General features: G+C 68.8%; 21 protein-coding genes and 1 tRNA gene. 16 read left to right on the top strand and 6 right to left on the bottom strand.

Features of this window, described 5'->3' with window-relative positions:
* Positions 1 to 32 precede the first annotated feature (32 nt).
* The gene (gene aguB / locus F9288_RS20380; RefSeq protein WP_174838462.1) at positions 33 to 881 is read right to left on the bottom strand and encodes an N-carbamoylputrescine amidase; all 849 of its coding nucleotides are present in this window, start codon (positions 879 to 881) and stop codon (positions 33 to 35) included.
* A 115-nt stretch (positions 882 to 996) separates the two neighbouring features.
* Here aguB and F9288_RS20375 point away from each other — a divergent pair, with 115 nt between their 5' ends.
* Positions 997 to 1977, top strand: a complete 981-nt coding sequence (locus F9288_RS20375; RefSeq protein ID WP_174838460.1) for a L,D-transpeptidase family protein — start codon at positions 997 to 999, stop codon at positions 1975 to 1977.
* 10 nt (positions 1978 to 1987) lie between these two features.
* Here the strand turns inward: F9288_RS20375 and F9288_RS20370 are convergent, their stop codons facing one another.
* Positions 1988 to 2560: a NifU family protein gene (locus F9288_RS20370; protein ID WP_174839230.1), complete on the bottom strand. Its 573-nt coding sequence runs from the start codon at positions 2558 to 2560 to the stop codon at positions 1988 to 1990.
* A gap of 74 nt (positions 2561 to 2634) precedes the next feature.
* The gene (locus tag F9288_RS20365; RefSeq protein ID WP_254620987.1) at positions 2635 to 3462 is read right to left on the bottom strand and encodes an aspartyl/asparaginyl beta-hydroxylase domain-containing protein; all 828 of its coding nucleotides are present in this window, start codon (positions 3460 to 3462) and stop codon (positions 2635 to 2637) included.
* Between the two features lie 225 nt (positions 3463 to 3687).
* Between F9288_RS20365 and F9288_RS20360 the strand changes: the two genes are divergently transcribed.
* Positions 3688 to 6603 carry a pitrilysin family protein gene (locus F9288_RS20360; RefSeq protein ID WP_174838458.1) on the top strand — a complete coding sequence of 972 codons (2916 nt, stop codon included), beginning with the start codon at positions 3688 to 3690 and terminating at the stop codon, positions 6601 to 6603.
* 3 nt (positions 6604 to 6606) lie between these two features.
* Here the strand turns inward: F9288_RS20360 and F9288_RS20355 are convergent, their stop codons facing one another.
* On the bottom strand, positions 6607 to 8391 hold the full coding sequence (locus F9288_RS20355) for a long-chain fatty acid--CoA ligase (RefSeq protein ID WP_174838457.1): 1785 nt from the start codon (positions 8389 to 8391) through the stop codon (positions 6607 to 6609).
* A gap of 131 nt (positions 8392 to 8522) precedes the next feature.
* Here F9288_RS20355 and ggt point away from each other — a divergent pair, with 131 nt between their 5' ends.
* The 11 genes from ggt to F9288_RS20300 all read left to right on the top strand — a co-directional run bounded on the left by ggt (position 8523) and on the right by F9288_RS20300 (position 19174).
* Positions 8523 to 10268 (top strand): gamma-glutamyltransferase, encoded by a 1746-nt coding sequence (ggt, locus tag F9288_RS20350; protein WP_174838455.1) that lies wholly within the window; start codon positions 8523 to 8525, stop codon positions 10266 to 10268.
* Positions 10269 to 10506: 238 nt separating this feature from the next.
* The gene (locus F9288_RS20345) at positions 10507 to 11361 is read left to right on the top strand and encodes an AraC family transcriptional regulator (protein ID WP_174838453.1); all 855 of its coding nucleotides are present in this window, start codon (positions 10507 to 10509) and stop codon (positions 11359 to 11361) included.
* 119 nt (positions 11362 to 11480) lie between these two features.
* Positions 11481 to 11918 carry an Rrf2 family transcriptional regulator gene (locus F9288_RS20340; RefSeq protein ID WP_174839228.1) on the top strand — a complete coding sequence of 146 codons (438 nt, stop codon included), beginning with the start codon at positions 11481 to 11483 and terminating at the stop codon, positions 11916 to 11918.
* Positions 11918 to 13381, top strand: coding sequence for a Fe-S cluster assembly protein SufB (gene sufB / locus F9288_RS20335; protein WP_174838451.1), 1464 nt, complete (start codon positions 11918 to 11920; stop codon positions 13379 to 13381). Before F9288_RS20340 ends, sufB begins: the two co-directional genes overlap by 1 nt.
* A complete protein-coding gene (locus F9288_RS20330; RefSeq protein WP_174838450.1) occupies positions 13378 to 13650 on the top strand; it encodes a hypothetical protein in 273 nt (90 codons plus the stop codon). Before sufB ends, F9288_RS20330 begins: the two co-directional genes overlap by 4 nt.
* 23 nt (positions 13651 to 13673) lie before the next feature.
* Positions 13674 to 14417 carry a Fe-S cluster assembly ATPase SufC gene (gene sufC / locus F9288_RS20325; protein WP_174838448.1) on the top strand — a complete coding sequence of 248 codons (744 nt, stop codon included), beginning with the start codon at positions 13674 to 13676 and terminating at the stop codon, positions 14415 to 14417.
* Complete coding sequence (locus F9288_RS20320; protein ID WP_174838446.1) at positions 14417 to 15490, top strand: SufD family Fe-S cluster assembly protein; 1074 nt, start codon at positions 14417 to 14419, stop codon at positions 15488 to 15490. Before sufC ends, F9288_RS20320 begins: the two co-directional genes overlap by 1 nt.
* Positions 15487 to 16698, top strand: a complete 1212-nt coding sequence (locus tag F9288_RS20315) for a cysteine desulfurase (RefSeq protein WP_174838444.1) — start codon at positions 15487 to 15489, stop codon at positions 16696 to 16698. The genes F9288_RS20320 and F9288_RS20315 overlap by 4 nt, the downstream gene beginning before the upstream one ends.
* Complete coding sequence (locus F9288_RS20310; protein WP_174838442.1) at positions 16695 to 17153, top strand: SUF system Fe-S cluster assembly protein; 459 nt, start codon at positions 16695 to 16697, stop codon at positions 17151 to 17153. Before F9288_RS20315 ends, F9288_RS20310 begins: the two co-directional genes overlap by 4 nt.
* Positions 17153 to 17509, top strand: coding sequence for an iron-sulfur cluster assembly accessory protein (locus tag F9288_RS20305; RefSeq protein WP_174838440.1), 357 nt, complete (start codon positions 17153 to 17155; stop codon positions 17507 to 17509). Before F9288_RS20310 ends, F9288_RS20305 begins: the two co-directional genes overlap by 1 nt.
* Positions 17510 to 17554: 45 nt before the next feature.
* Entirely contained in the window at positions 17555 to 19174 is a 1620-nt protein-coding gene (locus F9288_RS20300; protein WP_174838439.1) for an alpha-D-glucose phosphate-specific phosphoglucomutase, read from the top strand.
* Here F9288_RS20300 and glpK read toward each other — a convergent pair.
* Positions 19167 to 20654 (bottom strand): glycerol kinase GlpK, encoded by a 1488-nt coding sequence (glpK, locus tag F9288_RS20295; RefSeq protein WP_174838438.1) that lies wholly within the window; start codon positions 20652 to 20654, stop codon positions 19167 to 19169. The genes F9288_RS20300 and glpK overlap by 8 nt on opposite strands.
* Positions 20655 to 20730: 76 nt before the next feature.
* Between glpK and F9288_RS20290 the strand changes: the two genes are divergently transcribed.
* Both F9288_RS20290 and F9288_RS20285 read left to right on the top strand, forming a co-directional pair.
* On the top strand, positions 20731 to 22230 hold the full coding sequence (locus F9288_RS20290; protein WP_174838437.1) for a glycerol-3-phosphate dehydrogenase: 1500 nt from the start codon (positions 20731 to 20733) through the stop codon (positions 22228 to 22230).
* 9 nt (positions 22231 to 22239) lie between these two features.
* A complete protein-coding gene (locus F9288_RS20285) occupies positions 22240 to 23385 on the top strand; it encodes an aminotransferase class I/II-fold pyridoxal phosphate-dependent enzyme (RefSeq protein ID WP_174838436.1) in 1146 nt (381 codons plus the stop codon).
* Between the two features lie 15 nt (positions 23386 to 23400).
* Here the strand turns inward: F9288_RS20285 and F9288_RS20280 are convergent, their stop codons facing one another.
* Complete coding sequence (locus F9288_RS20280) at positions 23401 to 24201, bottom strand: universal stress protein (RefSeq protein WP_174838435.1); 801 nt, start codon at positions 24199 to 24201, stop codon at positions 23401 to 23403.
* 328 nt (positions 24202 to 24529) lie between these two features.
* Here F9288_RS20280 and F9288_RS20275 point away from each other — a divergent pair.
* Positions 24530 to 24603, top strand: a tRNA-Gly gene (locus F9288_RS20275).
* Positions 24604 to 24766: the final 163 nt, after the last annotated feature.

The following is a 24766-nucleotide window of genomic DNA, read 5'->3' as shown; positions in this document are numbered from 1 at the left end:
AGCCGTCGCGCGACAGTCGCTTGGCCGCGCGCTCAGATATCGTGGACGAGCCGCCCGTAGAGATCGGGGCGGCGATCGCGAAAGAAGCCGAAGGCGGCGCGGTGCCGCTTCACGCGATCGAGATCGAGCGTCGCGGTGATGACGCCTTCCTCCGCGCGGCCCAGTTCGGCGAGGATGTCGCCGCGCTCGTCGCAGATGAAGCTGGTGCCGTAGAAGGTCTGTCCGTGCTCGGTGCCGATGCGGTTGGCGGCGACCACCGGCACGACGTTCGACACGGCGTGGCCGATCATCGCGCGCCGCCACAGGCGCGCGGTGTCCAGCCCCTCGTCATGCGGCTCGCTGCCGATCGCGGTGGGGTAGAACAGCACTTCCGCGCCCATCAGCATCAGCGCGCGCGCGGTCTCGGGATACCATTGGTCCCAGCAGATGCCGATGCCCAGCTTCGCGCCCGGCCCGTCCCACACCTTGAAGCCGGTGTTGCCGGGGCGGAAATAGAATTTCTCCTCATAGCCCGGCCCGTCCGGGATATGGCTCTTGCGATAGACGCCGGCGACCTTGCCGTCCGGGTCCACCATCGCGAGGCTGTTGTAATGATGCGGCCCGTCCGCCTCGAAGAAGCTGGTCGGGATCCACACCTTCAGTTCGGCCGCGAGCGCCTGCATCGCCTTGACCGCGCGATGCTCGGCGGTGGGTTTCGCGTTGGCGAACAGCCCCTCGTCCTCGACGCGGCAGAAATACTCGCCCTCGAACAGCTCCGGCGGCAGGATCACCCGGGCGTCCCTCGCCGCCGCCTCGCGCACGAGCCGGGAGACGTTGGCGATGTTCCGCTCCAGATCGTCGGAGAAGGCGAGTTGCAGCGCGGCGACGGTGATCTCGGTCATGCGCGGGCATGTAGGCGATGCGGCGCGGCGCGCCAATGGCCGGGGAGACGTTCGGGAACGGCCGCCGGGAATATCGGTGATTCAAAACGCCGTCCATGCGCGCTAAGGCGTCTCCATGCCGATGTTCGCTTTCCTCACCGCCGCCGCCGCGATCGCCGCGCAGGCCGTCCCCGCCGATCAGGTCGAGCCGAAGACGGTCACCGTCACCGGCCGCTCGACGCTCGACAATTCCTCGGCGCTGCGCGCGGCGCGGGCGTTGAAGGCGGGCGAATATATGTGGGCGCCGCAGACCGCGCCCGCCGGCCCGATCCTGATGGTCGTCAACCTCGAGACGCAGCGCGCGGTGGTCTATCGCAACGGCTTGCCGATCGCGATCACCACCGTCTCCTCCGGCAAGAAGGGGCATGAGACGCCGACCGGCATCTTCACCGTGCTCCAGAAGGAGAAGGTGCATCACTCCAATCTCTACAACGACGCGCCGATGCCGTTCATGCAGCGGCTGACGTGGGACGGGGTTGCGCTCCATGCCGGAGCGCTGCCGGGCCATGCCGCGTCGCACGGCTGCATCCGGCTGCCGGCGAAGTTCGCCGAGACGCTCTACGGCGCGACGCCGCTCGGCATGACGGTGGTGGTGACGAAGCGCGAGGCGCTGCCCGCCGTGGTGCCGGCCGGCGACGTGATCGCGGCGGCGGCGAAGGGCGGCGCGCAGGCGGCGCCGGGGACGCGCGATTTCTGGGACCCGGCGCGCGCGCCGACCGGGCCGGTCTCGATCGTGGTCAGCACCACCGATCGCGCGCTGTTCGTGATCCGTGGCGGGCGGATCATCGGCCGCGCCTCTGTGGGGGTGGGGCGGCAGATCGACCACCCCTATCTCTATTCGCTCCAGTCCGCCGATTCCGCCGGCGCGCGCCGCTGGACGCGGATCGCGCTGCCCGGCCAGGCGCTCGACGAGGACATGCAGTTCGGCGACATCGACATGACGCCGGCCACCCGCGCCGCGATCGAGAGCGTGCTGGTGCCGGGCGCGACGGTGGTCGTCACCCCCGATGCGTTGACCGACGTGGGCAGCCTCAAGGATTTCGTGGTGGGGAAATAGGCCGCGCCCCTCAGACCGCGCGGACCTCGGTCACTTCCGGCACGTAATATTTGAGCAATTGCTCGATGCCGTTCTTCAGCGTCGCGGTGGAGGAGGGGCAGCCGGAGCAGGCGCCCTGCATCCGGAGATAGACCTTCCCCTTGTCGAACCCACGATAGATGATGTCGCCGCCGTCGTTCGCCACGGCGGGGCGGACGCGCGTGTCGATCAGCTCGCGGATCTGCGCGACGATATCCGCGTCGGCGGGATCGTCGGCGATCTCCTCCTCCGCCGCCGGCACCGCGAAATCGGCGGAGGGGGCGTTGAACAGCGGCATCCGCGCGGTGAAATGATCGAGCAGGATCGCCAGCACGTCGGGCTTCAGCCCGTGCCATTCGACGCCGGGCGCGGCGGTGACCGACACGAAGTCGCGGCCGAAGAACACGCCGGTCACGTCGCCCAGATCGAACAGCGCGGTGGCGAGCGGCGAGGCGGCGGCTTCCTCCGGCGTCGCGAAATCGCGCGTGCCGTTCTCCATCACGGTGTGGCCGGGAAGGAATTTCAGCGTCGCCGGATTGGGGGTGGCTTCGGTCTCGATCAGCATGAAGCCCATGTGGCTCCGCGCGCGGCGGGGATCAAGGCTTGATCCGCCGCGACGGAGCCGATTGGCACCCGGCTCTAGACGTCCATCTGCTTCACCGCCGCGTTCCACGTCTCGATATTCTCGCGCGCCTCCTGCACGAAGGCGGAGCGGCGGACGATGCGCAGGAACGTGTCGGCGACCCACTTGCCGGGATTGCGCAGCGGCCGCTCGACCTGGATCAGCAGCACGACGCGGGTGCCGCCGGTCTCGTTCCACACCTCGTGCCGGTAGGTGTCGTCGAACACCAGCGTCTCGCCCTCCGCCCAGCGCACGACGCGATCGTGGACGCGCATCCTGACGTCGCCGTCGCGCGGCACGACGAGGCCGAGGTGGCAGGTGATGAGGCCCTTGGTCACGCCGCGATGATCCGGGATGTGCGTGCCCGGCGCGAGGATCGAGAAGAAGGCGGAGTTCAGCCCCGGAATCCGCTCCACCAGCGCGGCGGTCGCGGGGCAGCGGTCGGCGTTCTCGTCGATGCGATAGCCGTAGCCCCAGAGGAAGAAGGAACGCCATTTGTCGACCTCCGCGATCGAGCGGTGGTCGGGCGAGATCGTCGACAGGCTGGGGGCGGCATGGGCGCGCAGCGCGACCTTCACCGCCTCGTCGCGGATGGCTCGCCAGTTCTCGCGCAGCATCTGCGTCCACGGGAAATCGCGCACGTCGAGCACCGGCGTATTGGCGACGAGCGAGGAGGAGGCGATCATCCGGTCGAAGAATCCGCGCAGATGCTTGCCGATCGTGATGATGAGCGGGCGGCCGCGCTCGGCCCGCATCGCGCTGCCGGGGGTGGGCGCGCCGGAGATGATGTTGAGATCGGGCACCATCACGGGAACGCCGACGGCGTTGCCCGAATTGTGCCCCATTCCGGGCGATGCGTGCCTTACGTCGAGCTCCACGTCGCTTCAGTCCAGTTGTTGCGCCTGCGGAATACGTGCAGACGGGAAACGCGGCGTCGCGGCAAAGGGGTCCACGTCGCCTGCGGTGCTGGCTAGAACCCGGAGCGGGCCAAAACATGGCGCGAAAAGGGAAATGCAAAGTTGGCGCCGATGCCGTTGCCGATCCCGTCCGGCCTTCGTACAAGCGCGGCCATGTCGTTTTTCACGCGCGCGGTGGCGACGCCGCTGGTCGCTTTCGCCCTCATCGCCAATGCCGCCGCGCCGGCCCCGGCTCCGCCGCGCAAGAAGCCGGCGGCCGCGCCCGCCGCCCCGGCCGTCACGGTCGATACCCGGCCGTGGCTGTTCGAGCGGTCCGATATCCCGCCCGATCCCGCCTGGCATTTCGGCAGGCTTTCCACCGGCCTGCGCTATGCGGTGCGCAAGAACGGCGTGCCGCCGGGGCAGGTGGCGGTGCGCGTCAGGATCGACGCCGGGTCGCTCAACGAGCGCGATTCGGAACAGGGCTATGCCCATCTCATCGAGCACCTGTCGTTCCGCGGGTCGAAATATGTGCCCGATGGCGAGACGAAGCGGGTGTGGCAGCGGTTCGGCGCGACGTTCGGATCGGATTCGAACGCGCAGACCACGCCGACGCAGACCGTCTACAAGCTCGATCTGCCGGCGGCGACGCAGGACAGCCTGGACGAGAGCCTCAAGATCTTCGCCGGGATGATGGCGGAGCCGGCGATCACCGAACGGGGCCTCGCCGCCGAGCGCCCCGCCGTGCTGGCGGAGCAGCGCGAGGCGCCGGGGCCGCAGGTGCGCTGGTCGGATGCGATGCGCGGGTTGTTCTTCGCCCATCAGCCGCTCGCCGACCGCTCGCCGATCGGCTCGGTCAAGACGCTGGAGGCGGCGACGCCCGCGACGATCCAGGCGTTCCACGATCGCTGGTATCGCCCGGCGCGGACGGTCGTCATCATCTCCGGCGATATCGATCCCGATGTGGCGGCGAAGCTGGTCGTCAAGAATTTCGGCGACTGGCGCGGCAAGGGGCCGGACCCGGCGGACACCGATTTCGGCAAGCCCGACCCCGCCGCGCCCGAAACCGCGACGATCACGGAGCCGGCGCTGCCGCCGGTCGTGTCGATGGCGGTGCTGCGGCCGTGGATCTATCGCGACGACACGATCATCTTCAACCAGAAGCGTTTCATCGATTTCCTCGCGGTGCGCGTCATCAACCGCCGGCTGGAGACACGTGCGCGGGCGGGCGGCAGCTTCCTCCAGGCGTCGGTCAGCCTCGACGACGTGTCGCGTTCCGCCAACGTCACCTTCACCAATATCCTGCCGGTCGGCGACGACTGGCACGCCGCGATGAAGGATGTGCGCGCGGTGATCGCCGATGCGATGGCGACCGCGCCGACGCAGGCCGAGATCGAGCGCGAATATGCCGAGTTCGACGCGGCGATGCGCAACGACGTCGGCACCGCGCGGGTCGAGGCCGGCGCGAAGCAGGCCGACGACATGGTCGGCGCGCTCGACATCCGCGAGACGGTCGCCGGGCCGCAGGAATCGTACAACATCCTGAAGCAGGCGCACGACAAGGGCATGTTCACGCCCGAGGCGCTGCTCGAATCGACCCGCCGCATCTTCGCCGGCACCGCCACCCGCGCGATCGTCAACACGCGCACCGCCGACGGCGCCACCCCGGCGGCGGTGGCGGCGGCGTTGAAGGAGGACGTGTCCGGGCTGGTCGGCAGCCGCAAGGATCAGGCGAACATCGATTTCTCGCGCCTGCCGAAGCTCGGCAAGCCGGGCAAGGTGAAGTCGCGCGAGGCGGCGGGCGAGCCGGGGATCGAGAAGGTCGTGTTCCGCAATGGCGTGCGGATGCTGCTCTACGCCAATTCGTCGGAGACCGGGCGCGTCTATATCCGCGTGCGGTTCGGGCGCGGCTATTCGACGCTGCCGGCGAAGGTGCCGACCCCGGCGTGGGCGGGCGACATGGCGCTGGTGCCGGGCGGGATCGGCGATCTCGACCAGGGCGACCTCGACGCGTTGACCAACGGGCGGCGCATCGGGATGGACCTCGATATCGCAGAGGACGCCTTCTCGTTCAGCGCGATGACGACGCCGGGCGACTATGCCGACAACCTGCTGCTGATGGCGGACAAGCTCGCCTTCCCGCGCTGGGATGCGGCGCCGGTGATGCGCGCCAGGGCGGCGATGCTGGCGGGCTATCCGGGGCTTAACGCCTCGCCCGACGGCGTGCTCAGCCGCGAGCTGGAACGGCGCATCCGCGATGGCGACGTGCGCTGGGGCACCCCGTCGCAAGCGGAGGTGGAGGCGCTGACCCCGGCGAACTTCCGCGCCTTCTGGGAGCCGGTGCTGGCGAAGGGGCCGATCGAGGTCGACGTGTTCGGCGACGTGAAGGAGGATGAGGCGATCGCCGCGGTCGCCCGCACCTTCGGCGCCTTGAAGAAGCGCAGGCCGGATAATGCGCCGGTCGTCCCGGTCGCCTTCCCCGCGCATGCCGACAAGCCGGTGGTGCTCACCCACGGCGGCCCGGATTCGCAGGCGGCGGCGGTGATCGCCTGGCCGACCGGCGGCGGCGCGGCGGGCCATGCCGAGATGCGGCGGCTCGACATCCTCGCCTCGGTCTTCGCGGATCGGCTATTCGATCGCCTGCGCTCAATCGCCGGCGCCAGCTACAGTCCCTCGGCGCAGAGTCAGTGGCCGCTCGGCATGACGACGGGCGGGCGGATCATCGCGATGGGGCAGGTGCAGCCCGACAAGGTCGACCTGTTCTTCAAGCTGAGCCGCGAGATCGCCGCCGAGCTGGTCGCCAAGCCGATCGACGCGGACGAATTGCGGCGCACGGTGGTGCCGACGCTGCAATATCTCTCGCGCGCCTCGTCGGGCAACCAGTTCTGGCTGATCCAGGCGAGCGGCGGAGCCTATGACCCGGCGCGGCTGGAGGCGCTGCACACGATGGTCGACGACCTCGCCAGCATCACGCCGGAGAACCTCCAGGCGACGGCGGCGAAATACCTCCGCCCGGACAAGGACTGGACGCTCGCCGTGCTGCCGCGCGGGAAGGATGCGGGAAGCGCGCCGGTGACGCCAGGGAAATAAGCCCTACCGGTACAGCGCTTCCAGCCGTTCGCCGTACACCTCCTTCAGCACGTGCCGCCTGATCTTCAGGCTCGGCGTGAGTTGCTCGTTCTCGATCCCGAACGGCTCGTCCGCGATGATGAAGCGCCGCACCCGCTCGATCACCGACAGCTCCTTGTTGGTGCGATCGACCGCCGCGCCCAGCGCCGCGCGATAGGTGGGATCGTCGGCGAGCGCGGTGGGCTCGTTCCTGACGCCGTTCACCATGCAATATTCCTGCGTCCATTCCGGGTCCGGCACGATCACCGCCACCATGTGCGGCTTGCGGTCGCCGGCGATCATCGCCTGCATGATCTCGGGCTGGAGCGTCAGCAGCCCCTCCACCTTTTGCGGCGCGACATTGTCGCCCTTGTCGTTGATGATGAGATCCTTCTTGCGGTCGGTGATCCTGATCCGCCCGCGCTCGTCGATCTCGCCAATGTCGCCGGTATGCAGCCAGCCGTCGCGCAGCACCCGGGCCGTCTCCGCCTCGTTGCGCCAGTAACCGTGCATCACCAGCTCGCCGCGCACCAGTATCTCGCCGTCCGCCGCGATCGCCACCTCGGTATCGGGCAGCGGCGGGCCGACCGTGTCCATCTTCAGCCCCGCCGCCGGGCGGTTGCAGGAGATCACGGGCGCCGCCTCGGTCTGCCCATAGCCTTGCAGAAAGGTGATGCCGAGCGACTGGAAGAATACCCCGACCTCCGGCGTCAGCGGCGCGCCGCCGGAGACCATTGCCTTCATCCGCCCGCCGAACTTCCTGCCGATGCGCGGCTTGAACATCGCATCGACCAGCAGCGCCTTGGGCCGGTCGGTCAGCTTCAGCCGATGTTCGTAGCGTTTCGCGCCGACGTCCAGCGCCATGCCGAGCAGCTTCTGGCTCATCCCGCCCTGCTTCTCGACCGCCTTGGTGATGCGGGTGCGCAGCACCTCGAACAGGCGGGGCACGACCACCATGATCGTCGGCCGCACCTCCTCGATGTTCGAAGCGAGCTTCTCCAGCCCCTCCGCATAATAGATCTGCGCGCCCAACCCGATCGGGAAATGCTGTCCGCCGGTATGCTCATAGGCGTGGGAGAGCGGGAGGAAGGAGAGGAACACCTCCTCGTCCCAGCCGAAATCCTCCGCGATGATCCGCGTGCAGCCGGCGACGTTGTGCAGGATCGCCCCGTGATGCTGCATCACCCCGCGTGGCGCGCCGCCGGTGCCGGAGGTGTAGATGATGCAGGCGAGGTCCTCGCGGGCGAAATCCGCCTCGGCCGCGATCGTCGCCGGATCGGCCGGATGCGCCGCGGTCATTTCATTCCAGTCGAGACAGGTGATGCCCGCCTGCCGCAGCCGGGGGTGGTCGATGCCGATGACGATCTCGGCATGGGTGGTGCGCACCACCGCCCGCATCACCACGTCAGCGAGCTTCTGGCTGGAGACGATCACCGCGCGCGCGCCGGAATTCTCGATGATGTGCGCGTGGTCGCGTTCCGTGTTGGTGGTGTAGGTCGGCACGGTGACGCAGCCCGCCGCCATGATCGCGAGGTCGGAGATGCACCATTCCGGGCGGTTCTCGCTCACCAGCATCACGCGGTCGCCGGGCTGCAGCCCGTTCGCCCGGAGCGCGGTGGCAAGGCTCGCCACCTGTCGCGCCGCTTCCGCCCAGCTCGTCGCCCGCCACGCCCCGTCGCGCTTCGCCCACAGGAACGGCGCGTCGCCCTGTTCCGCCGCGCGGGTGAAGAACATGGTGACGAGATTGGGGAAATGTTCGAGCGTCCGCATATCCTCTCCGCATGGCCGTGCGCAGGGTCTTAGGGCGGATCGACGGCACCGTCACCTGCCATGGCAAGCGTGGACGCCGCCGCCACCCGCCGCTATCGCAAACGGCAAACAACAGTCGCAGGGAGCTGCCCATGAAGCTCGTCAACACGCTTCTCGCCACCATCGCCGCCGCCGCGCTCGGCTCGTGCGCCGCCACCCCGCCGCAGACAGCCGCGCCCGCGCCCGCGACCACGCAGCCGGCGGCCAGCGCGCGGATATTCGTCGCCGCCGCCAACCCGCTCGCGGCGGAGGCCGGGATGGCGGTGCTGCGGCGCGGCGGCAGCGCGGCGGACGCGGCGGTGGCGGTGCAGGCGATGCTCTCGCTGGTCGAGCCGCAAAGCTCCGGCATCGGCGGCGGCGCGTTCATGACCTATTACGATGCCGCGACGCGTCATGTGACGGTCTATGACGGGCGCGAGACCGCCCCGGCCGGCGCGACGCCGGACATGTTCCTCGATGATAACGGCAAGCCCTTGCCCTTCGCGGTGGCGGTGCTGAGCGGCCGCTCGACCGGCGTGCCCGGCGCGGTCAAGATGCTCGCCTTCGCCCAAGAGAAGCACGGCAACCTGCCGTGGCGCGAGCTGTTCGGCGATGCCGAGCGCACCGCGCGCGAAGGGTTCATCGTCTCGCCCCGGCTGGGGCGTTTCCTCGCCAGCTCGCTCTACCCGGAATCCTCCGCGCCGGACGTGCGCGCCTATTTCGCCAAGCCCGGCGGCGGGCTGGTCGGCCCCGGCGACCGGCTCCGCAACCAGGCCTTCGCCGCCTTCCTCGACCGGCTGGCGAACGAGGGGCCGTCCGCGCTCTATACGGGCAGGACGGCGCAGGCGATCGTCGATCGGGTGCATCAGGGCGCGCACGCCGGCACGATGACGCTGGCCGATCTCGCCGGCTATCGTCCGGTCGAGCGCGAGGCGATCTGCGGGCCGTATCGCGCCTATCTCGTCTGCGTTCCGCCGCCGCCGTCGAGCGGGGTGGGGCTGCTCCAGCTACTCATGCTGCTCAGCCATACCGATATCGACAAGCGCGGGCCGCAGGACCCGAGGGCGTGGTTCCAGTTCGCCGAGGCGAGCCGGCTGATGTACGCCGACCGCGACCGCTATGTCGGCGATCCGGCCTTCGTCAGCGTGCCGGTGAAGGGGCTGCTCGATCCGGCCTATGTCGCGGGGCGCGCCGAGCTGATCGGTGAGCGCGCCGGCCCGCCGCCCGCCGCCGGCAACCCGCCGGGCGCGGAAAAGGCCGGCGCGGACCGCACGCTGGAGCCGACCGGCACCTCGCATTTCATCGTCGGCGACGCGCGCGGCAATGTCGTGTCGATGACGACGACGGTCGAATCGATCTTCGGATCGGGCCGGATGGTCGACGGCTTCTTCCTCAACAACCAGCTGACCGATTTCTCCTTCACGCCGCGCGACGCGGACGGCCGCCCGGCCGCCAACGCCGTCGCGGCGGGCAAGCGGCCGCGCTCGTCGATGACGCCGCTGGTGCTGCTGGATGGCGATCACCGCTTCGCCGGCGCGCTCGGTTCGGCCGGGGGCAATGCGATCCTCGCCTATGTCGGCAAGGCGATGGTCGGCGCGGTCGACTGGGGGTTGCCGATGCAGGATGCGCTGGCGCTGCCGAACCTCATCGCGCGCGGGGCCATGTTCAGCGGCGAGGTGGACAAGTTCCCGCCCGCCGTGCTCGCGGGACTCGCCGCGCGCGGCGTGACGGTCCGGCCGGGGCAGGGCGAGGATTCGGGGTTGCAGGGCGTGATTCTCCGCAACGGGCGAATCGATGGCGGCTATGATCCGCGCCGCGAGGGTCGCGTGCTGGTCGAGACCGTTTCCGTGCGCCGCTGATCGAATGAATAAGTCCCGCGAACGGACTGAAACCATGCCATTTGTATGAAAGACCGTGGATTAACGTCGAATCCATCCAATACTTCCAGGGTGCCAGCGTGTCTAAAGGACCTGCGACCCGAAGAGCTTCTGGCAACAGGGGTTCTCACCTTAACGACCCGGCTGCTTTGGTGGCCGGGTCGCTTTTCTTTTGTGCGGTGGTGCGATAGAATAGCGGGATAAGACGGGGCGCTGTAACATGGCTGACATCAAGCTGGACTATGTGGTCCCAGCCGAGGACCTTCAGCCGTTCGTTACATTATTCTATCACTTTTTGGCGGACGTCCCGCTGTTCGAGGATGTCGAGCGCGCCGATCATGCGCAGCTCCGTTTCCGTCTTTCGCGTGGCGATGCCAGCTATGCTTTTCCCGACGAGACCGAGCAGCCGGCGGGCGAGGTGCACATCGTCGGCCCGACCAGCGGTGCGTTCCGGACGCGCGCGGCGGGGCCGGTCGAGGTGATCGGCATGGGTCTCCAGCCGGCGGGCTGGGCGGCGCTGCTCGGTATCGATGCCTCGGCGATGCTGAATCGCGCGCTGGACGGGGAGGTCTTCTTTGGCCCCGCGGTGCGGCACGTCTGCAACCGGATGCGCGCGGCCGAGGGGACCGGAGAGAAGGTTGCCGTCGCCGCCGCCTTCATTCGCGGATCGATCGCGGCGGCCGATACCGGGGCGATGATCTTCGCGCGGCAGATCGATGCGTGGCTGGCGGGCAGCCCCTCTCCGGACGTGAGCGCACTGGTCGAGGCCACTGGCCTGTCGCGTCGCCAGGTGGAGCGGCGCTGCAACGCGCTCTATGGCGCGCCGCCCAAGCTGCTCGCGCGCAAATATCGCGCGCTGCGCGCCGGGGTGGCGCTGGCCAACGGCTCGGCGACGCTCGACGAACTGATCGCCGAGGGTTTCTACGACCAGTCGCACCTGATCCGCGAACTGAAGCAATTCACCGGCCTCACCCCGCGCCAGCTTAGCACCGAGCCGAGCCATCTCGCGCAGCTCACGATGTCGCAGCGGCTGGCGCTTGGCGGCCGGGTGCATCCGATCATCTCCGATACCTAGCGTCGCGGGTTGGATGCGCCGGGCGCGAGCGCGCTTGCCTGCGCCAACCAAAGGTTGATTTCCCCCGCCAACGCGCCCATCTGCCCAATCGGAACGAATCAATCCGATTGCCCCGAACCATGCGCCTGTCCAGCCTTGCCGATTATGCAGTCGTGATGATGACCGCCGCCGCGCGCCATTGCGGCGGGGCGGGGCGGCTCAACGCGACCTTGCTGGCGGAGGAGACCGGCGTGCCGCTCCCCACCGCGCAGAAGCTGGTCAGCCGCCTTGCCGCCGCCGGTCTGATCGAGAGCGCGCGTGGCACGGGCGGCGGCTTCCGCCTGTCGCGCCCGCCCGCCGCGATCAGCCTCGCCGATGTCGTCGAGGCGGTGGAGGGGCCGATCGCGCTCACCACCTGCATCGAGACGGGCCACCATGATTGCGCCATCGAAGGGAATTGCCGCGTGAAACCGCATCTGAAAGCCGTGAACGAGGCGGTGCGCGGCGCGCTCGCCGGCGTGACGCTGGCGAGCCTCGCCACCGCCGCGCCCGCGCCGCGCGAGGAGGTGATGGCATAATGGCGACGAAGAATGCCGAGGCGCTCGCCGCCGTCTCGAAGAAATACGAATGGGGCTTCGCGACCGAGGTCGAGCAGGACTTCGCGCCCAAGGGGCTGTCCGAGGACACGGTGCGCTATATCTCCGCCAAGAAGGGCGAGCCGCAGTGGATGCTCGACTGGCGGCTCAAGGCCTATCGTCAGTGGCTTGAGATGGAGACGCCCGACTGGGCCAAGCTCAACATCCCGCCGATCGACTATCAGGACGCTTATTATTACGCCGAGCCGAAGCAGAAGAAGACGCTTCAGTCGCTCGACGATCTCGATCCCGAAATCCGCCGCACCTATGAGAAGCTCGGCATCCCGATCGAGGAGCAGAAGGTGCTCGCCGGGGTCGAGGGCGCGCGCAAGGTGGCGGTGGACGCGGTGTTCGACAGCGTCTCGGTCGCGACCACGTTCCGCGAGGAGCTGAAGGCGGCGGGCGTGATCTTCCTGTCGATCAGCGAGGCGATCCGCGAATATCCCGACCTCGTGAGGAAGTGGCTCGGCAAGGTCGTGCCGCAGCACGACAATTATTTCGCGACGCTCAACAGCGCGGTCTTTTCGGATGGCACCTTCGTCTATGTGCCCGAAGGCGTGCGCTGCCCGATGGAGCTTTCCACCTATTTCCGCATCAATGCCGAGAATACGGGGCAGTTCGAGCGCACCTTGATCGTGGCGGACAAGGGGGCCTATGTCTCCTATCTCGAAGGCTGCACCGCGCCGATGCGCGACGAGAACCAGCTCCACGCCGCTGTCGTGGAACTGGTCGCGCTGGACGATGCCGAGATCAAATATTCGACCGTGCAGAACTGGTATCCGGGCGACGAGAACGGCGTCGGCGGCATCTACAATTTCGTCACCAAGCGCGCCTTGTGTCAGGGCAGGAACAGCAAGGTGAGCTGGACGCAGGTGGAAACCGGCTCCGCGATCACCTGGAAATACCCGTCCTGCGTGCTGGCCGGCGAGAACAGCGTCGGGGAATTCTATTCCGTCGCCGTCACCAACAATTTCCAGCAGGCCGATACCGGCACCAAGATGATCCATCTCGGCAAGGGATCGCGCTCGACGATCGTGTCGAAGGGGATCAGCGCGGGGCGGTCGGACAACACTTATCGCGGCCTCGTCCGCGTCGCGCCGACGGCGGAGGGTGTGCGCAACTTCACGCAATGCGACAGCCTGCTGCTCGGCGACCAGTGCGGCGCGCATACCGTGCCCTATATCGAGGTGCGCAATCCCTCCGCCCAGATCGAGCATGAGGCGACCACCTCGAAGATCAGCGAGGACCAGCTGTTCTACGCCATGTCGCGCGGGCTGGATCAGGAAGCGGCGGTGGCGCTGATCGTCAACGGCTTCGCGCGCGAGGTGCTCCAGCAACTCCCGATGGAGTTCGCGGTCGAGGCGCAGAAGCTGCTCGGCATTTCGCTTGAGGGGAGTGTCGGGTGATCCTCCTTCCGACCATGCTCCTCCTCGCCTCGCCGACGCCGGATGTGGTGGTGGCCGCGCTGCACCGGCTGCGCATCGCCACGCAGGTCGAGGGCGGCAAGGTGAAGGCCTGTCAGGCGCGCGTGTCGAGCGGCGATGCCGAGATCGACCGCACCGCCTGCGAGGCGACGGTCGCCTGCTTCAACGGCGGCGTCACCCAGCCCGAGCCGCTCGCCGATTGCGTCGAGGTGAAGGTGGCCGCCTTCGTGCGCAAGAGGGACGGGCAATGAACCCGGATATTCTGGAATCGAATATGCTGAAGATTGAAAACCTCCACGCCGAAATCGACGGCAAGCCGATCCTCAAGGGCCTGTCGCTCACGATCGACGCGGGCGAGATCCATGCGATCATGGGGCCGAACGGCGCGGGCAAGTCTACGCTCGGCTATGTCCTCGGCGGGCGGCCGGGCTATGAGGTGACGGAAGGCAGCGTGACCTTCGAGGGCCGCGACCTGCTCGCGCTGGAGCCGCATGAGCGCGCGGCGGCGGGCATGTTCCTCGGCTTCCAGTATCCGGTCGAGATTCCGGGCGTGTCGAACGTCCAGTTCCTGCGCGAGAGCCTCAACGCCCAGCGCGCCCAGCGTGGCGAGAAGCCCTTGTCCGGCGGCGAGTTCCTCAAGCTCGCGCGCGGCGAGGCGGATGCGCTCGGGCTACCGCAGGACATGCTCAAGCGCCCGGTCAACGTCGGCTTCTCCGGCGGTGAGAAGAAGCGCAACGAGATGGTGCAGATGGGCATCATCGACCCGAAGTTCGCGATCCTCGACGAAACCGATTCGGGGCTGGACATCGACGCGCTGCGCATCGTCGGCGAGGGCATCAACCGCATCATGCGGCGGCCCGACAAGGCGGTGCTGCTCATCACGCACTATCAGCGGCTGCTCGATTACGTACGGCCCGATTTCGTGCACGTGCTGGCGGACGGTCGCATCACCTGCTCGGGCGGGCCGGAGCTGGCGCTGGAGCTGGAGCGCGAGGGCTATGCCGAGGCGGCGGCCTGATGGACGCGGTGCTCGATCTTCCCTCCACCCGTGAGGAGGCGTGGCGCTGGGCCGATCTCGGCGGGCTGGCGGCGGCCGCCGCGCTCGCGCCGGTCGCGCGGCCGGAGGCGGATTTCCTCGACCTGCCCGGCGCGCGCCTCGTGTTCGTCGATGGCGTGCTGGATGAGGGTCGCAGCAACTTCCACCGCGTGACGATCGGCGCGATCGCCGCAAGCGGTCACCCGCTCGGCCGCCGCGCCGTGGGCAAGGGCTGGTCGCTGCGCCTCGACACCGAAGCGGCGGCGCATCCGGTGCAGATTATCCATATCGCCACCGCCGGCGAGAGCCACCTGCCAGCGGAGATTGTGCTGGCCGACGATGCGGCGGCGGAGGTGGTGGAAACCTTCGTCGGTGCGGGCTGGGCGAACCGCTTCACCCGCGTGACATTGGGCAAGGGCGCGCGGCTGATGCGCTCGGTACGGCTGCTCCAGCCGGCCGGCTTCGTCTCGCTGCGCGAGGAGGCGACGGTCGGCGCGGCGGCCAGCCTCGTCACCGTCTTCCTCGGCGCGGGCGGGCAGGGGAGCCGGATCGACGCCGAGCTGACGCTGGCCGGCGACGGCGCGTTCGTCGATTACGGCGGCGCGCTGCTGACCCGCGATGAGCAGAAGCAGGAATGCGCCGTCGCCATCCGCCATGCCGAGCCGAACGGCACCAGCAAGCAGACGTGGCGCGCGGTAGCGGCGGATCGCTCGCAGGCCAGCCTCGCCGCCCGCGTCGAGGTCGCGCGCCACGCGCAGAAGACCGACGGCGAGCAGAGCCTGCGCGGCCTGCTGCTCGATCGCACCGCGACCGTGAACCTCAAGCCCGAGCTGGAGATTTTCGCCGACGACGTGAAATGCGCCCACGGCGCGACGGTCGGCGAGCTGGACCGGCGGGCGCTATTCTATCTCGAAAGCCGCGGCATCCCCCCGGCGCGGGCCGAGGCGCTGCTGACCCATGCCTTCGTCGCCGACGCGCTCGACCGGATCGGGCACGAGGCGGTGCGCGAGGCGTTCATCGCCGACGCCGATGCGTGGCTGGAGGCGGCGCTATGACCGTCACCGCCGCCGAACGCGCGCTCGACGTGCTGGCCGATTTCCCGGCGATCCCGGCCGGCTGGGCCTATCTCGACACCGCCGCCACCGCGCAGAAGCCGCGCCCGGTGATCGACGCGATCACCCGCGCTTATGGCGAGACCTATGCCACGGTGCATCGCGGCGTCTATCAGCGCTCCGCCGACATGACGCTCGCCTATGAGGCGGCGCGGCGGCGGGTGGCGGGGTTCATCGGCGGCCAGCCCGACGAATGCGTCTTCGTGCGCGGCGCGACCGAGGGGATCAACCTCGTCGCGCAATGCTGGGCCGGGACGCGGCTCAAGGCCGGCGACCGCATCCTGCTGAGCCAGCTCGAGCATCATTCGAACATCGTCCCGTGGCAGATGGTCGCCGAGCGCGTCGGCGCCGCGATCGACGTGGTGCCGCTCACCCTGGACCAGCGCATCGACCTCGACGCGATGGCAAGGATGCTGCGGCCCGAGCACAAGCTCGTCGCGCTCGCGCATGTCTCGAACGTGCTCGGCTCGGTGCTCGACGTGGCGGCTGCGGCCGATCTGGCGCATGGCGTCGGCGCGAAATTGCTGATCGACGGCTGTCAGGCGGTGCCGCGCATGGCGGTGGACGTCGCCGCGCTCGGCTGCGATTTCTATGTCTTCTCCGGCCACAAGCTCTACGGCCCGACCGGGATCGGCGTGCTGTGGGGGCGGGCGGAACTGCTCGACGCGATGCCGCCCTATCAGGGCGGCGGCTCGATGATCGACCGCGTGACGTTCGCGCGCACCACCTACGCCCCGCCGCCGACCCGCTTCGAGGCGGGGACGCCGCATATCGTCGGCGTGGTCGGCCTCCACGCCGCGATCGATTATGTCGAAGGCATCGGCCTGAACCGCATCCACGCGCACGAGGCGGCATTGGTGGCGGACGCGCGCGCACGGCTGGCGCGGCTCAATTCGGTGCGGCTGTTCGGGCCGGAGGATTCCGCCGGCATCGTCTCCTTCGAGGTGGCGGGGGTGCATCCGCACGACGTCGGCACCATATTGGACGAGGCACAGGTGGCGATCCGCGCCGGCCATCATTGCGCGCAGCCGCTGATGGACGCGCTGAGCGTCCCCGCCACCGCGCGGGCGAGCTTCGGCGTCTACAACAAAGCGGCGGACATCGACGCGTTGGTCAAGGGTATCGAGCGAGTGACGAGGATTTTCGGATGAGCGACCCGATCCGCATCGAGGAAGTTGACGCGGTGACCGCCCCGCCCAGGGCGCGGGTGGAGGATGCGCGCGACACGTTCGAGCGCAAGCGCGATTACCTTACCGGCTTCCTGTCGCAGAAGCCGGAGGGCGACGCGCCGGGCGAGCCGGGCGGCGCGCTTTATGAGTCGGTGATCGATGCGCTCAAGGAGATCTACGACCCGGAAATCCCGGTCAACATCTACGATCTCGGGCTGATCTATGGTGTCGAGGTGACCGATGAGGGCCACGCCGCAATCACCATGACGCTCACCACCCCGCATTGCCCGGTGGCCGAATCCATGCCCGGCGAGGTGGAGATGCGGGTCAGCGCGGTGCCCGGTATCGGCGTGGTGGACGTCAACCTCGTCTGGGACCCGCCGTGGGACCCGGCCAAGATGTCGGACGAGGCGCGGCTCGAACTGGGGATGTTGTGATGAGCGAGGTCAAGACCCGCGTCCGCCCCGCCGCGCTGATCCTCACGCCGGGCGCGGAGGCGCGCATCGCCGAGTTGATGGCGAAGGCGCCCGAAGGGGCGATCGGCGTCAAGCTCTCCACCCCGCGCCGGGGCTGCTCGGGCCTCGCCTATTCGGTCGATTACGTCACCGAGGCGAAGCCGTTCGACGAGAAGATCGAGACGCCGGGCGGCACGCTGTTCGTCGACGGCGGCTCGATCCTCTATCTGGTCGGCTCGACGATGGACTGGGTAGAGGACGATTTCACCGCCGGCTTCGTCTTCAACAATCCGAACGCCACCGGCACCTGCGGCTGCGGCGAGAGCTTCACGGTCTGACCGCGCCGCGCTTGCCCGGCGCGGGGCGCCGTGCTTGATGCGGGCATGATCCAGACCGTTGCCACCACGCCCTATCCCGATCAGAAACCGGGCACGTCCGGCCTGCGCAAGAAGGTCCGCGTCTTCCGGCAGCCGCATTATGCGGAGAATTTCATCCAGTCGGTGTTCGACGTGGTGGAAGGGAAGCATGGCGCGGCGCTGGTGATCGGCGGCGACGGCCGCTTCCTCAACCGCGAGGTGATCGCCAGGGCGATCCGCATGGCCGCCGCCAACGGCTTCGGCCGCGTGATCGTCGGGCAGGGCGGCATCCTTTCGACCCCCGCCGCCTCGCGCCTGATCCGCAAGCGCGGCGCGATCGGCGGGCTGATCCTGTCCGCCAGCCACAATCCCGGCGGGCCGGACGCGGACTTCGGCATCAAGTTCAACATCGCCAACGGCGGCCCCGCGCCGGAGGCTGTCACCGAGGCGATCTTCCGGCGGACCACCGCGATCGACGCGTTCCGGATCGTGGATACGCCGGACGTGGATATCGATACCTGCGGCACGACCGATCTCGCCGGTTGCGCGATCGAGGTGGTCGATCCGGTCGCCGACTATGCCGATCTCATGGAGCAATTGTTCGACTTCCCCGCGATCCGCGCCGCCGGCCTCACCATGAAATTCGACGCGATGAGCGCCGTCACCGGGCCGTATGCGATCGAGATCCTCGAAAAGCGGCTGGGTTTCGCGCCGGGGACGGTGGTGAACGGCACACCGCTGGAGGATTTCGGCGGCCACCATCCGGACCCTAATCTGGTCCACGCCCGCGCGCTCTATGAAACGATGATGGCCCCCGGCGCGCCCGATTTCGGCGCGGCTTCGGACGGCGACGGCGACCGCAACCTCATCATCGGCCGGGGAATGTTCGTCACCCCGTCGGACAGCCTGGCGATGCTCGCCGCCAACGCGCATCTCGCCCCCGGCTATCGCGCCGGCCTCAAGGGCGTCGCGCGCTCGATGCCGACCAGCGCGGCGGTGGATCGCGTCGCCGCCGCGCTCGGCGTGCCGGCGTTCGAGACGCCGACCGGCTGGAAGTTCTTCGGCAATTTGCTCGATGCCGGCATGGCGACGATCTGCGGCGAGGAGAGCGCAGGCACCGGCTCCGATCATGTCCGCGAGAAGGACGGGCTGTGGGCTGTGCTGCTGTGGCTCAACATCCTCGCCGCGACCGGCAAGCCGGTGGCGGAGATCGCGCGCGCGCATTGGGCGCGGTTCGGGCGCAATTATTACGCCCGGCACGATTACGAGGGGATCGACGGCGCGCGGGCGGATACGCTGATGGCCGGATTGCGGGAGGCGATCGCCGGCCTGCCCGGCCGCGCCTTCGGCCCCCTCACCGTCGCGGCGGCGGACGATTTCGCCTATCGCGATCCGGTCGACGGATCGGTCAGCGCGCATCAGGGGGTGCGCGTGCTCTTCGCGGGCGGTAGCCGGGTCGTCTTCCGGCTTTCGGGCACGGGCACCAGCGGGGCGACCCTGCGCGTCTATCTCGAACGTTACGAGCCACCGGAAGGGACGCTCAACGCCGATACCGGCACGATGCTCGCGGACCTGATCGCGGCGGCGGACGCCATCGCCGGCATCGCCCGCCACACCGGCCGCACCGCGCCCGACGTGGTTACCTGAGCAGCGTCCGCCGCAGCGCGTCGCGCCAGCCGGCGATCAGCGGCGCGCGTTTTTCCTCCGGCATATCGGGCATGAATACGGCCTCGCGCGACCAGATCGCCGCCAGTTCCTCCAGCCCCGACCATAGCCCCACCGCCAGCCCGGCATGGAAGGCCGCGCCGCGCGCGGTCGTCTCCAGATCGTCAGGTCGCTCGACCGGCACATCGAGCAGCCCGGCGAGGAAGTGGCACAGCCAGTCGTTCGCCGCCATCCCGCCGTCGACGCGCAGCTTCGCCGGCCGCGCGCTGCCGTCCTCCATCATCGTCGTGACGAGATCGAGCGTCTGATAAGCGACCGCCTCCAACGCCGCGCGCGCCAGATGCGCCTGCGTCGTGCCGAGCGTCAGCCCGTAGATCGCGCCGCGTGCGTCCGGGTTCCAATGCGGCGCACCCAGCCCGACGAACGCCGGGACCATATAGACGCCGCCATTGTCCGGCAGCCGCGTCGCCATGTCGTCGGTGTCGCTGGCGTGGGTGATGACGCCGATCCCGTCGCGCAGCCACTTGATCGCCGCCCCGGCGACGAAGATCGAGCCTTCCAGCGCATAGGTCGTCCGCCCGTCGATGCGCCACGCCGGGGTGGTCAGCAGCCGGTGCTCGGAAAGGATCGCCTCCTCGCCGGTGTTGAGCAGCATGAAGCAGCCGGTGCCATAGGTTGCCTTGGCGTCACCGCGCGCGAAGCAGGTCTGGCCGAACAGCGCCGCCTGCTGGTCCCCGGCGATCCCCGCGACCGGAATTTCGGCGTCGAACAGCCCCGGCGCGGTGGTGCCATAGACATAAGCATTGTCATGCACTTGCGGAAGCAGGGCGCGGGGCACGCCGAACAGCCGGCACATCTCCTCGTCCCAGCATCCCTCGCGGATGTTCCACAGCGAGGTGCGCGCCGCGTTGGTGACGTCGGTGGCGTGGACCTTGCCGCCGGTCAGCCGCCACAGCAGGAAGCAGTCGATCGTGCCGAACGCCAGTTCGCCGCGTTCCGCCCGCGCGCGCGCGCCGGGCACATTGTCGAGAATCCAGCCGATCTTGGTGGCGGAGAAATAGGGATCGACCAGCAGGCCGGTGCGCGCGCGCACCTCCTTCTCCGCGCCATCCGCCTTGAGCTGCTGGCAGCGTTCGGCGGTGCGCCGGTCCTGCCAGACGATCGCGCGGTGGATCGGCTCGCCGGTCGCGCGCTCCCATACGACGGTCGTCTCGCGCTGGTTGGTGATGCCGATCGCCGCGATCCCGCCCGCGCCGACGCCGCTCTTGCCGATCGCCTCGCGCGCGGTGGCTAGCGTGTCGCGCCAGATATCCTCGGGATCGTGCTCGACCCAGCCAGGCGCAGGATAATGCTGCGGGAACTCGACCTGCGCGGTGGCGACGCGCTTCGCCCGCCGGTCGAAGATCACGCTGCGGGTGGAGGTGGTGCCCTGGTCGATCGCCAGGATATGCGTTCTCTCCACCGTTTTCCTCCGCCGCGCTGTTTCCCCGACGCTCGGTCATTTCCTGATTCCGGTCAACGCATGCTAGCGTCCACCGATGCGGGATGAGTTCGATCTGCTGATCGTCGGGGGTGGCGTCAACGGCGCGGGGATCGCGCGGGATGCGGCGGGGCGCGGGCTGTCGGTGCTGCTGGTCGAGCAGGACGATCTGGCGAACTACACCTCCTCCGCCTCGACCAAGCTGATCCACGGCGGGCTGCGCTACCTCGAATATGGCGAGTTCCGGCTGGTACGCGAGGCGCTGATCGAGCGCGAGTTGCTGTGGGGCATGGCGCCGCACATCATCTGGCCGGCGCGATTCGTGCTGCCGCAGACGCATTCGCCGCGCCCGGCGTGGATGGTGCGGCTGGGGTTGTTCCTCTACGACCATCTCGGCGGGCGCAAGAAGCTGCCGGGGACGGAGACGATCCGGCTCGATCGCAGCGCCTATGGCGCGGGGCTGGCCGATCCGCGCGGCACCGCCTTCGTCTATTCGGACTGCCGCGTCGATGACGCCCGGCTGGTCGTGTTCAACGCGCGCGACGCGTCGGATCGCGGCGCGGATATCCGCACGCGCACGCGGCTGATCGACGCACGGCGCGAGGGGACGGGCTGGACCGCGACGATCGTCGATGCCGATGGGGAAAGCGTGGTCCGCGCCCGCGTGCTGGTCAATGCCGCCGGGCCGTGGGTGGCGGACGTGCTGGCGCGGGTGCCCGGCGCGCGGACGGATCGCGGCGTGCGGCTGGTGAAGGGCAGCCATATCGTCGTGCCGCGTCTCTACGAGGGCGATCACGCCTTCATGTTGCAGAACGCCGACCGCCGCATCGTCTTCACCCTGCCCTATGAGGGGCAATTCACGCTGATCGGCACCACCGACGAGCCGTGGGAGGGGGTGCCCGGCCGCGCCTCGATCGACGCGGAGGAGAGGCGCTACCTGCTCGACACCGCGAACGATTATTTCGCGCGCCGGCTGGGCGAGGCGGATATCGTATGGAGCTACGCCGGCATCCGCCCGCTCTATGACGACAAGGCGGGGAGCGCCTCCGCCGTGACGCGCGATTACGTGCTCGATCTGGACGCGGGCGAGGGGCGCGCGGCGATGCTCAGCGTGTTCGGCGGCAAGATCACCACCTATCGCAAGCTCGCCGAGCACGCGATGCGGCATCTCGCGCGCTATCTGCCCGAAGCCGGCCCGGCATGGACGGCGGGCGCGGCGTTGCCGGGAGGCGACATGCCGGGGGCCGATTTCGACGCCTTCGTCGCGCGGATCGGGCGGGAGCGGCCGGGCCTGCCGCCCGCGCTGCTGCGCCGTCTCGCTCACGCTTACGGCACGCGGATCGACGCGCTGCTCGGCGATGCGGCGACACCGGCCGATCTCGGCGAGGACATCGGCGGCGGGTTGACCGTGCGTGAGGTGGATTATCTCGTCGCGCATGAATGGGCGCGGACCGCCGAGGACATATTGTGGCGCCGCGGCAAGCTCGGGCTGCATGTCCCGGACGGCACCGCCAGGCGCCTCACCGCTTATCTGGAACGTGGGGCACGGAGCCGCTAAGCCGTCCGCATGTCCGCTATCATCGATCCGTTCCACGCCATCGCCATCAGCCGTGCCGCGCACCGCCTCGCTTCGGAGGGGCGTCCGGTGATCCACATGGAGTTCGGCCAGCCCTCCACCGGCGCGCCGCAAGCCGCGATCGCGGCGGCGCATCGCGTGCTCGACAATGATCCGATGGGCTATTGGGAGAGCGGCGCGCTGAAGGCGCGGATCGCGCGCCACTATGCCGAGACGCAGGGTGCGACGGTCGATCCCGAGCAGGTGATCCTCACCTGCGGTGCCTCGCCCGCGCTGGTGCTGGCGCTGTCCTGCCTGTTCGCGCCCGGCGAGCGGGTGGCGTTCGCCCGGCCGGGCTATGTCGCCTATCGCAACACGGTGAAGGCGTTGCATCTCGAGCCGGTCGAGATCGGCTGCGGCGAGGCGGAGCGGTTCCAGATCACCGCCGCCGCGATCGAACGGCTCGACCCCGCGCCGCACGGCCTGATCCTCGCCAGCCCCGCCAATCCCACCGGCACGATCATCGCGCCGGAGGAGCTGGCGGCGATCGCGGCGGTCTGCCGCCGGCGCGGCATCCGCATCGTCTCCGACGAAATCTATCACGGGCTGAGCTATGTCGGCCCGGCGCGCTCGATGCTGCGCGACGATCCGGGCGCGCTGATCGTCAACAGCTTCTCGAAATATTTCAGCATGGCCGGATGGCGGCTCGGCTGGCTGGTGGTGCCGCCCGACCTGATCGAGCCGGCGCGGGCGCGGATGGGCAATCTGTTCCTCACCCCGCCGTCGCTGGCGCAGCACGCCGGGCTGGTCGCGTTCGACGAGCGCGACGAACTGGAGGGGCATATCCGCACCTACGCGCGCAACCGCGAGCTGCTCCTCGCCGCGCTGCCCGCGCTCGGCCTCAAGCGGATCGCGCCGCCGGACGGGGCCTTCTACATCTATGCCGATGTCGGCCACCTGACCGACGACAGCATGGATTTTTGCATGAAGATGCTGCTCGACACCGCGATCGCCACCGCGCCGGGGATCGATTTCGACCCGATCGACGGCCACCGCTTCATGCGCTTCAGCTTCGCGGTGTCGACCGATCGGGTCGAGGAGGCGCTGCGCCGTCTCACGCCGTGGTTCGCGGCGCGGGAGGTCGTGGCGGCAGCGTAAAAACGCTGCTCCGTATCAGTGCCCCAGCACCATCGGCAGGCTGCATGCCGTCAGCATCGCGCGGGTGACGCCGCCGAACAGCGCCTCGCGCATCGGATGGTGGCCGTAGGCGCCCATCACGATATAGCTCGCGCCGAACTTCTCCGCCGCGAGCCGGACCGAAACCGCGATGCTGCCCTCGTCGGCGATCGTCTCGATCTCCGCGCGGATACCGTGGCGCGACAGATAGGTCGCCAGATTCTCCATCGGGATCGCGCTGGAGTCGAGATCGCCGACCTGCACCACCTTCACCGCGTCGGCGAGCGCCAGCAACGGGACGGCGCGCTGCACCGTAGCCATGGCGCGTTCCGATCCGTCCCACGCGATCAGCGCCTTGCCGACCGCGTCGAACCCGTCACAGGTATCCGCCACCGCCACGACCAGTGCGCGGGTGTGGGAGAGGACGTTGGTCGCGAAATAGCGCATGTCGATCGGGTCGGAACGCTCCAGCCGGCGGTTGAGCACCACCAGATCGGCGACACGCGCCGCATCGAACAGACAGGTCGGCAGATAGCCCGATGCTTCCGTCCAGCTCCAGTTGACGCCCTCGGCGGCGAGGCGCGGCTCGATCCGGGCCTTGTGCGCGGCCTCCTCGGCGCGCTCCTCGGCGACCATCATCACCATGCCGTCGCCGCCAGCCGGGCCGACGACAATCGGCAGCGGCAGCGCGCTGAGGCATTCGAGATGCCCGTCGAGCGCGCGGGTCAGGTCCAGCGCGGCCTGCAGGCGGGATTCCTGCCCGGCATCGTCGTGAACCAGCAGCAGAATGTTCTTCATGAATTGCCTCCTTCGGCGGTGAGGTGCGGCGGTGCGGGCGCGGATGGCCGGGACGCTGCCGCCGACGCCCTCGCGGGTTGAACGATCATCGCAATGCCTTGGATCATTGGGCCTCGACATCCGCGGCTGATGGTAGCGGCCGGATCGGGGACGGCATTGCGCGCGATCAAGCCGCAGCTTGACGGACATCAAATCCGGGCGCGCCCCGTCTTGCGCGCCGCCGTCCACGCAGCTATTGCCCCGGCCGCGCCTTGGCGGGATTCCAGCGGAAACGAGTGCTGGATAGCCACCGGGGTGCGCGAAAAAGGCAATGCTTTTTCAAGGTATTGCGGGTGTAGCTCAATGGTAGAGCAGAAGCTTCCCAAGCTTACGACGAGGGTTCGATTCCCTTCACCCGCTCCAGCCTTCCGATATCCGCTCTCCCGAATGTTCCGCCCGGCGCGCACGCGCGCCATGCGGCGATGCGACTCGCGCCTTTTCGAGCGCCTGCATCGGTAATTTTTACTATCGATAGCGGCGATATCCCGCATCATTTTCAGATCATATCATTATATATCAATAGTAT

The organism is Sphingomonas sp. CL5.1, assembly GCF_013344685.1.
In the GTDB taxonomy this organism is placed as follows: Bacteria; Pseudomonadota; Alphaproteobacteria; order Sphingomonadales; family Sphingomonadaceae; genus Sphingomonas.
This window is presented reverse-complemented; position numbering and strand designations above follow the sequence as displayed.

What these genes read in the sequence shown, in the direction of transcription:
- F9288_RS20290 (WP_174838437.1), top strand. Translation starts at nt 20,731, where the DNA reads ATGCGGGATGAGTTCGATCTGCTGATCGTCGGGGGTGGCGTCAACGGC.
- F9288_RS20310 (WP_174838442.1), top strand. Translation starts at nt 16,695, where the DNA reads ATGAGCGACCCGATCCGCATCGAGGAAGTTGACGCGGTGACCGCCCCG.
- sufB (WP_174838451.1), top strand. Translation starts at nt 11,918, where the DNA reads ATGGCGACGAAGAATGCCGAGGCGCTCGCCGCCGTCTCGAAGAAATAC.
- F9288_RS20300 (WP_174838439.1), top strand. Translation starts at nt 17,555, where the DNA reads ATGATCCAGACCGTTGCCACCACGCCCTATCCCGATCAGAAACCGGGC.
- F9288_RS20360 (WP_174838458.1), top strand. Translation starts at nt 3,688, where the DNA reads ATGTCGTTTTTCACGCGCGCGGTGGCGACGCCGCTGGTCGCTTTCGCC.
- F9288_RS20355 (WP_174838457.1), bottom strand. Translation starts at nt 8,391, where the DNA reads ATGCGGACGCTCGAACATTTCCCCAATCTCGTCACCATGTTCTTCACC.
- F9288_RS20375 (WP_174838460.1), top strand. Translation starts at nt 997, where the DNA reads ATGCCGATGTTCGCTTTCCTCACCGCCGCCGCCGCGATCGCCGCGCAG.
- ggt (WP_174838455.1), top strand. Translation starts at nt 8,523, where the DNA reads ATGAAGCTCGTCAACACGCTTCTCGCCACCATCGCCGCCGCCGCGCTC.
- F9288_RS20285 (WP_174838436.1), top strand. Translation starts at nt 22,240, where the DNA reads ATGTCCGCTATCATCGATCCGTTCCACGCCATCGCCATCAGCCGTGCC.
- F9288_RS20320 (WP_174838446.1), top strand. Translation starts at nt 14,417, where the DNA reads ATGGACGCGGTGCTCGATCTTCCCTCCACCCGTGAGGAGGCGTGGCGC.
- F9288_RS20370 (WP_174839230.1), bottom strand. Translation starts at nt 2,560, where the DNA reads ATGCTGATCGAGACCGAAGCCACCCCCAATCCGGCGACGCTGAAATTC.
- F9288_RS20345 (WP_174838453.1), top strand. Translation starts at nt 10,507, where the DNA reads ATGGCTGACATCAAGCTGGACTATGTGGTCCCAGCCGAGGACCTTCAG.
- F9288_RS20280 (WP_174838435.1), bottom strand. Translation starts at nt 24,201, where the DNA reads ATGAAGAACATTCTGCTGCTGGTTCACGACGATGCCGGGCAGGAATCC.
- F9288_RS20340 (WP_174839228.1), top strand. Translation starts at nt 11,481, where the DNA reads ATGCGCCTGTCCAGCCTTGCCGATTATGCAGTCGTGATGATGACCGCC.
- F9288_RS20315 (WP_174838444.1), top strand. Translation starts at nt 15,487, where the DNA reads ATGACCGTCACCGCCGCCGAACGCGCGCTCGACGTGCTGGCCGATTTC.
- F9288_RS20365 (WP_254620987.1), bottom strand. Translation starts at nt 3,462, where the DNA reads ATGGGGCACAATTCGGGCAACGCCGTCGGCGTTCCCGTGATGGTGCCC.
- aguB (WP_174838462.1), bottom strand. Translation starts at nt 881, where the DNA reads ATGACCGAGATCACCGTCGCCGCGCTGCAACTCGCCTTCTCCGACGAT.
- sufC (WP_174838448.1), top strand. Translation starts at nt 13,674, where the DNA reads ATGCTGAAGATTGAAAACCTCCACGCCGAAATCGACGGCAAGCCGATC.
- F9288_RS20305 (WP_174838440.1), top strand. Translation starts at nt 17,153, where the DNA reads ATGAGCGAGGTCAAGACCCGCGTCCGCCCCGCCGCGCTGATCCTCACG.